This window comes from Dendronalium phyllosphericum CENA369, assembly GCF_016056275.1.
GTDB classification, from domain to species: Bacteria; Cyanobacteriota; Cyanobacteriia; order Cyanobacteriales; family Nostocaceae; genus Dendronalium; species Dendronalium phyllosphericum.
Window position 1 is genome coordinate 59944 of record NZ_JAECZA010000299.1, and the last position, 8258, is coordinate 68201.

Consider the following 8258-nt stretch of genomic DNA (forward strand, 5'->3'; position numbering starts at 1 on the left):
GTGGTCATGCTGCCTTCAAACTTGCGTCTTTAATACTAAAATTTTGAAAATGCTATGGAGCATGGACTCTATTCATGACTTTAGATTGCTGATAGATAAAACGGCTGTGGGAAATCTGCTAGCGCAGTTAGCAACGTAAAAGATGCTGGAGATGCAAAAGAGTATTGGATGCTCTTGGTGTTGCCGATTCGCACTTTAGACAAGTCTAATTCACGTTTTTTAGAGCTGATGCAACTTTAGTTTTTTTAACAAAATCATTTCTATTTCTAGGTTAATTCGATTTTAGCATTTTTATGATGCACTCGACTACAAATTTGAAATTTGAGTTTTTTAGAAAAACTCAGAACCCTTGCTTAAATGTGATAACACAAGAAACGCGGCTGCTTCTACATGAGATGTTTGAGGGAAAAAATCAGCAGGTTGTACTCTTGTGAGAGTGTACAGCCCATCTTGGCATAGCAGTTTCAAGTCACGAGCAAGAGTAGCTACTTTACAGCTGACGTAAACGATGCGCGGAGGTTTCGATTTCATTAAAGATTCGATCACAGTGCGATCGCATCCTTTACGCGGCGGATCTAGTAAGACCACATTTGGTATTATGCCCATCTGCGGTAACAATTTCTCTACTGCTCCAACTTGAAATGTTACATTTTTAATCTCATTGCATTGGGCATTCAAAATGGCCTGCTGTACGGCTTCTGGTTGTAATTCTAATCCTGTGGCTTGACGTACTTGTTTAGCTAAAGGCAACGTTAAAGTTCCAATACCACAATATGCATCAATTAAAACTTCATGCCCTTGAAAATTTAGTTCTGATTGAATGACTTGTAATAGTAATTCGGCTGTTTCTGTATAAACTTGGAAAAATGTATCGGGGCGGACTTGAAATTCTAATCCAGCAAATTTTTCTCGCAAATAAGCAACTCCAGCAATGCAACGGGTTTGGGTTCCAAATATAGTATTGGTGCGATCGCTATTACGATTCAAGGACACGCCTACCAACTGGGGATAGCGCTGTAACCATTCCTGCGCTTGCTTTTCAATTCCTGGTAAATTCCAGTCCTTGACAACCAAAGTCAACAATATCTCGCCAGTGCGCCGTCCAATACGTAAACTCAGATGGCGGACTTGTCCTTGGTGACGCTGTTCGTCGTAAATTTTCCAACCTTGCTTTTGGATATCTTGCTTAACTTCAGCAAGTAGAGGATTTAATCTTGGATCTTGGACTGGGCATTGATTCAGGTTAACTAATTGATGGCTACCTTTTTGGTAGTAACCAGCTTGTACCTGACCTGTGGCGGAAATGCCCAGAGGGTAGGTGGCTTTATTGCGATAGCCCAAAGATGAGTCAGCACTCAGCACTGGATCTACTGGTGGTGCGCTGAAATTGCCAATTCGTTGCAAAGCTTGGATAACTTGATTTTGTTTAGCTTTTAGTTGATATTCATAATTAATATGTTGCCACTGGCAACCACCACACTTATCAGCCACGATGCAATTAGGTCGAATCCGGTGAGGAGATGCTTGCAATAGCTGCTTAAGTTGGCCGTGAGCATATTTGGGTTTGACATGTACTAAACGAACTATAACGCGATCGTCTGGGACAGTATCTGGGACAAATACCACGCGTTCGTCAAAACGTCCTACCCCATCGCCAGTATCGCTCAAATCCGCGATCGTCACTTCAAGTAATTCACCCTGTTGCCAAGCTGTTTTAGTCATTGGTCAGTTGTCAGTTGTCAATAGTTAAAGTTTTATCTCCTCTGCTCCCCCTACTCCCCCAGGGCTGTTTCATTCCCTAAAAGACCTTTATTTACAAGCGTATCAGCTAAAAAAATCAGGTCGTTGAATAATCTAATTGGGTCGAAAACCAAGCGATCGCACTTAAATTTAGTGGTTAAAGCAGTAATTTTGCAATTACCAACTACCTCAAATTTTTGGCTGATACTCTTGACAAAATCGTTATCTGAACGAATGAAACAGCCCTGCCTACTCCCCCCACTCCCTCATCTCCCCCACTCTCTTGTCCCCTGCCCTCTTCACTTGTGTACCTCAGACTCGTTAAACTAGCAAATAATATTTCTTGTGATTGCAATAATCATGACTGTAATTAGCCAAGTTATTCTCAAAGCCGATGATGAATTGCGCTACCCCAGTAGTGGCGAACTCAACAATATCAAGAATTTTTTGCGAACCGGCGAACAACGCACGCGAATTGCTGCTACTTTAGCTGAAAACGAAAAGAAGATTGTTCAACAAGCAACTAAACAGCTATGGCAGAAGCGTCCTGACTTTATCGCTCCTGGTGGCAATGCCTATGGAGAACGTCAGCGTTCTCTATGTGTTCGGGACTTTGGCTGGTACTTACGCCTAATTACCTACGGTGTACTTGCTGGCGATAAAGAGCCAATTGAAAAAATTGGTTTAATTGGTGTACGGGAAATGTACAATTCTTTGGGCGTTCCTGTACCTGGAATGGTAGAAGCCATTAGTTCTCTGAAAAAAGCCTCCCTTGACTTACTAAGTGCAGAAGATGCCTTAGAAGCAGCACCTTACTTTGATTACATCATTCAAGCGATGTCTTAATGCCAAGTGTGTACTGATTCTAGGGGTCTGTTTCCACTCCCATAGAGTGAGTGCAAAATATTAGCACTCAATATCCATAAGATTTCTATTTTGATCTTAACTTCCCCACATTTGGTAGTGGCTCTGGCTAATCTGTCAAGTTACTAACCAAATAGTGGGGATATTTTATGCAATAGTCTAGATTTAGTGGCTATGAAGTAAAGCACAACTGAGCGCTAACCAATTACAAAAAGCCGACAGTCCTTTAGGAAAGGCTGTCGGCAATTAGTGTGTTCCCTATTAATGACTCGGCTAGAGTTCAGTTAGGTATAATTATGGCAACAAGCCAATTGAAAAGAGACGATCTTAATCATTGACCTATGTGATTTTCATCACTTGTTTGTTAACAATAAGCTGCATTTGCTTAAGTGATTTATTCTTCTAAAAATAAACATGCATAATTATTCAATTTTAAATGTATTTACCAATACAAATGAGTCTTTTAACTCAAATATAAAATTCTGAAACGATCAGGTTATTTGAATCATCTTGATAATTTTATGGCTTTATTTGACGAATTGCGATCGCTCTTTTGAAATAAATTCATTAGCTCTAAAGTAGAGCGATCGGCAAAACTGCTCTGTAACGCTTTACACAAAACGAATATCATCAACTTGAAGATCGCATTCAGCAAATTAAAAAGATAATGGCAGACAAGAGTATCAATCTAACCATTGACGATCTAGATGGTTTGCGGGCTTACTTAAGTTCTGAGCAAAAATGGGAAGAGAGATATCGCCGCCTTGCAGATTCTTTAATCTATCTCTAACTTCCTAGTTCAAACTCTCCCCGAAGAACAGATTGAAAGATTTGGTGGTACTTCTGATGTTAATTTCTAGAACTACACCTACAGAGCAAGTAAATCGATAGAATAATCCTCTGTCCCCTTGGTGCATTACTTCCATGACCGCCACCTCAAGAGATCCTTTTTCCCCTCAAGAAATTGCTAGCGAAGGTATCAAGCCAGAAGAATACACAGAAATTGTTCGACGCTTAGGCCGTCATCCCAATAAAGCTGAACTGGGAATGTTTGGGGTGATGTGGTCAGAGCATTGCTGTTACAAAAATTCACGACCTTTACTCAAACAATTTCCCACTACTGGGTCGCGCATCCTTGTAGGGCCTGGTGAAAATGCGGGAGTCGTAGACTTAGGCGATGGACTGCAACTGGCGTTTAAAATTGAGTCCCATAACCATCCTTCAGCTGTCGAACCCTTTCAAGGAGCCGCCACTGGAGTCGGAGGCATTCTCAGAGATATTTTTACAATGGGTGCGCGTCCCATCGCTCTATTAAACTCGTTGCGTTTTGGTTCCTTAGAAGATGCCAGAATCCAACGCCTGTTTAGCGGTGTGGTAGCTGGTATCAGTCACTACGGTAATTGTGTTGGTGTGCCCACAGTTGGCGGCGAAGTTTACTTTGACTATGCTTACTCTGGTAATCCCCTAGTAAACGTTATGGCGTTGGGATTGATGGAAACGTCAGAAATTGTCAAATCTGGGGCATCTGGTTTAGGTAATCCCGTACTGTATGTCGGTTCCACTACTGGACGCGATGGTATGGGAGGGGCGAGTTTTGCCAGTGCAGAATTAAGTGATGAGTCAATAGATGACCGTCCCGCAGTGCAAGTAGGCGACCCTTTTTTAGAAAAATCGTTGATAGAAGCTTGTTTGGAGGCATTCAAAACAGGTGCGGTTGTCGCTGCTCAAGATATGGGTGCAGCTGGGATTACCTGTTCTACCTCGGAAATGGCAGCTAAAGGCGGTGTGGGTATCGAATTGGATTTAGATAAGATTCCCGTGCGAGAAACAGGAATGGTTCCCTATGAATACTTGCTTTCAGAATCTCAAGAACGGATGTTATTTGTTGCTCATAAAGGGCGCGAACAAGAGCTAATTGACATTTTCCACCGCTGGGGACTTCATGCTGTTGTCGCAGGTACAGTGATTGCTGAACCCATCGTGCGGATTCTCTTCCAAGGTGAAGTCGCAGCCGAAATTCCTGCTGAAGCTCTAGCGGAAAATACTCCACTTTATCACCGCGAGTTATTGGCAGAACCACCAGAGTATGCCACCAAAGCTTGGGAATGGACACCTGAATCCTTGCCTGATTGCACAACTGCTGGCATCGAAATCCAAGGAAATTGGCAAAGTTGGAACGATATTTTGTTAACTTTACTCGATACACCTACCATCGCTTCTAAAAGCTGGGTATATCGCCAGTATGACCATCAAGTGCAGAATAATACTGTCATTCTTCCAGGTGGTGCAGATGCTGCTGTTATCCGTTTGCGTCCGCTTGAAGAAATTCCCAACCTAAAATCCCAAATCCGAAATCTCAAGTTGGGAGTTGCAGCTACAGTGGATTGCAATTCTCGCTATGTTTATCTCGATCCCTATGAGGGAGCTAAGGCAGTAGTAGCAGAAGCAGCACGCAATCTCAGCTGTGTGGGTGCAGAACCTCTGGCGGTAACAGATAATCTCAATTTTGGCAGTCCAGAAAAACCGATTGGTTATTGGCAGTTAGCAGAAGCTTGTCGAGGTTTGGCAGAAGGTTGCCAAGAATTAGCAACACCTGTGACTGGTGGAAATGTCTCTTTATACAATGAAACTCTCGATTCCCAAGGCAACCCACAGCCAATTTATCCCACCCCTGTTGTGGGTATGGTGGGACTGATTCCCGATCTAAGCAAAATTTGCGGGCAAGGTTGGCAAACAGCAGGCGATATCATTTATCTTTTGGGATTACCTCTAACATCCCCAATCAGTTTAGGAGCATCTGAGTATTTAGCCACCATCCACAGGACTGTTGCTGGAAAACCCCCACGAGTAGATTTTGACTTGGAACGCCGCGTACAGCAAGTTTGTCGTGAAGGGATTCGTCAGGGTTGGATACGTTCGGCCCATGATTGTGCGGAAGGAGGTGTAACTATTGCCCTTGCAGAATCTTGTATTGCTGGCAACTTAGGAGCTGAAATTAATTTGGAAATGACAACTCAGTTACAACGGTGGGATGAAGTGTTATTTGGCGAAGGTGGGGCGAGAATTTTAGTTTCTGTAGCGCCAGCACAACAAGAAAGCTGGGAATCTTACTTACAAGAATATTTGGGTCAAGAATGGCAAAAATTGGGTAAAGTTGGAAATTCCGATGCAGGCTTGGCGGTTTTGACCACTGACAACCATACTGTAATCAAAGTTAATATTGAAGAGATGAAAGCTCGCTATACCGATGCGATCGCCAGACGTTTAGCCATCCACACCGCTTAGTAAGGGTGAAGATGAAGGTTAAAGGATAAAAATTTTTTACTTCATCCTAGCCTTCTGCTTCAAAGACGCTAACGCGTAGCTTGCTTCCACAAAGTGGTACGGCAAGTCGCTATACGTCTACATCCTTCTTAAGGTACTGTTTTAATAGATGGTTAAAGATTTGTTAAGAATCCAACTATCCAGCGACATATCCCTGTGACTTGACACCAACACCAGGAGCAAAGCCCGCATGATTCCTATCCATCCCATCACTTCGGATGAATACCCCCGACAGACCAACGACCCAACGAATTGTTTTGAAAATCGTTCTGACAAGCCAGAAGAAGCTTGCGGTGTTTTTGGCATCTATGCACCAGGAGAAGACGTTGCTAAACTGACCTACTTTGGATTGTATGCCCTCCAGCACCGGGGTCAAGAATCAGCTGGTATTGCTACCTTTGAGGGTACGCACGTACACCTACATAAAGATATGGGTCTGGTGTCTCAAGTCTTCAATGAATCTGTCTTAGAGCATCTGCCTGGAAGCCTTGCTGTTGGTCATACCCGTTATTCCACCACTGGTTCCAGCCGCAGAGTTAATGCCCAACCCGCTGTACTGGAAACTCGTCTAGGTTCAATCGCCCTAGCACATAATGGGAATTTAGTCAATACTGTGCAATTGCGAGAAGAGTTACTTCAGAGCAAATGTAACTTAGTTACGACCACAGACTCAGAAATGATTGCTTTTGCGATCGCTCAGGCGCTCGACACTGGTAAAGATTGGCTAGAAGGCTGCATTCAAGCATTTAACCGCTGCCAAGGAGCTTTTAGTTTAGTCATTGGTACTCCTATTGGTGTGATGGGCGTGCGCGACCCTAATGGCATTCGTCCCCTAGTAATCGGGACTTTGGCTGGTAATCCCATCCGTTACGTTTTGGCTTCTGAAACTTGTGGTTTGGATATTATTGGAGCTGAATACCTGCGAGATGTAGAACCGGGCGAGTTGGTTTGGATTACTGAAGAGGGTTTAGCCTCTTACCACTGGAGTCAACAGCCGCAACGCAAGCTGTGTATCTTTGAAATGATTTACTTTGCCCGCCCTGATAGCATCATGCACAACGAGAGTTTGTACAGCTACCGGATGCGACTAGGACGACAACTAGCAGCAGAATCTTTTGTGGATGCCGATATTGTCTTTGGTGTTCCTGATTCTGGTGTACCTGCTGCTATTGGATTTTCCCAAGCTTCTGGTGTCGCCTACGGTGAAGGATTGATTAAAAATCGCTATGTAGGGCGAACTTTTATTCAGCCGACACAAACTATGCGCGAGTCGGGTATCCGGATGAAACTCAACCCCCTCAAAGATGTGCTGGTGGGTAAAAGAGTGATTATTGTCGATGACTCGATTGTGCGGGGTACTACTAGTCGTAAGCTAGTCAAAACTTTGCGCGAGGCTGGTGCAGTAGAAGTACATATGCGAATTTCTTCTCCACCAGTGACTCACCCCTGCTTCTACGGCATTGATACCGACAGCCAAGACCAGCTTATTGCTGCCACTAAATCAGTGGCAGAAATTGCCCAGCAACTGGAGGTGGACAGTCTAGCCTATCTCAGTTGGGAGGGAATGTTAAAAGCAACAGGAGAAGACCCCAACAGTTTTTGTTCTGCCTGCTTTACTGGAGATTATCCTGTGGCAATTCCCGAACAGGTGAAGCGTTCTAAGCTGATATTAGAAAAGGCAGGGGTGTAAGGAATACTTCTCCCATAAGCATTTTTCATCTCTGGTATTGTCCTACGACGTACATACAAATGATTCGATCGCCCTAAATCATCTTTTGTCGCTAACCAACCACCAGAGATTTCCGGTGCGTTAGGACGATTCCGTCCATAACGCACCCTACTGATACAAATTCACTTGATAAATGATACATATACAAGTTCTTGTATATGTATCAAGATTTTCGTGAGTTGGTATGACTTTCCAAATTCAACTTAATTTAATTCACATTAAGCGTAAATTATTAAATTTATCGATTGATTACAAAACTTTTTTGCCAGAGACTTATTAAAGACTAAGAAAATTATGACGAGCAATAAAGTTAAATAACGTGAGTTCGACGGATAGGAAAGCACAAAAAGCTTGCTATGTATGAATTTACTCAACTGATTATACAAAAAGGCGATCGCGACGATTGATTGAGAATCGGTAAAAAAGTGACAAAAAATGCCGAGACTAAAAATATCTAAGAAAAATCAAGGTCTCGGCTATGTCTACCATTGTATCTCGCCTCGATATCACACAAATTTTCTGCGACGTAGATGATTTCTGTAACCAATGGGAAAATCTGTGGCGGCAAGTACCACACTTGCCATCGACAACAGGAGAAAGG

The 8258-nt window shown here is 43.1% G+C and carries 6 protein-coding genes and 1 pseudogene; 5 read left to right on the forward strand and 2 right to left on the reverse strand.

Annotated features, from left to right (window positions below):
- Positions 1–330: 330 nt before the first annotated feature.
- A complete protein-coding gene (gene rlmD / locus I8752_RS34190; protein WP_214436605.1) occupies positions 331–1722 on the reverse strand; it encodes a 23S rRNA (uracil(1939)-C(5))-methyltransferase RlmD in 1392 nt (463 codons plus the stop codon).
- Between the two features lie 378 nt (positions 1723–2100).
- Here rlmD and I8752_RS34195 point away from each other — a divergent pair, with 378 nt between their 5' ends.
- The 4 genes from I8752_RS34195 (at position 2101) to purF (ending at position 7618) form a co-directional block, all read left to right on the forward strand.
- Complete coding sequence (locus tag I8752_RS34195; protein ID WP_214436606.1) at positions 2101–2586, forward strand: allophycocyanin subunit alpha-B; 486 nt, start codon at positions 2101–2103, stop codon at positions 2584–2586.
- A gap of 685 nt (positions 2587–3271) precedes the next feature.
- Positions 3272–3394, forward strand: a complete 123-nt coding sequence (locus tag I8752_RS38290) for a hypothetical protein (protein ID WP_263986778.1) — start codon at positions 3272–3274, stop codon at positions 3392–3394.
- 134 nt (positions 3395–3528) lie between these two features.
- Entirely contained in the window at positions 3529–5889 is a 2361-nt protein-coding gene (gene purL / locus I8752_RS34200; protein ID WP_214436607.1) for a phosphoribosylformylglycinamidine synthase subunit PurL, read from the forward strand.
- A 229-nt stretch (positions 5890–6118) separates the two neighbouring features.
- Positions 6119–7618: an amidophosphoribosyltransferase gene (gene purF, locus I8752_RS34205; RefSeq protein WP_214436608.1), complete on the forward strand. Its 1500-nt coding sequence runs from the start codon at positions 6119–6121 to the stop codon at positions 7616–7618.
- Here the strand turns inward: purF and I8752_RS34210 are convergent.
- Positions 7552–7764, reverse strand: coding sequence for a hypothetical protein (locus I8752_RS34210; RefSeq protein WP_214436609.1), 213 nt, complete (start codon positions 7762–7764; stop codon positions 7552–7554). The two genes, purF and I8752_RS34210, sit on opposite strands and share 67 nt — an antisense overlap.
- Before the next feature lie 371 nt (positions 7765–8135).
- Here I8752_RS34210 and I8752_RS39180 point away from each other — a divergent pair.
- Positions 8136–8258, forward strand: a pseudogene (locus I8752_RS39180) (IS982 family transposase); the annotation flags it as partial.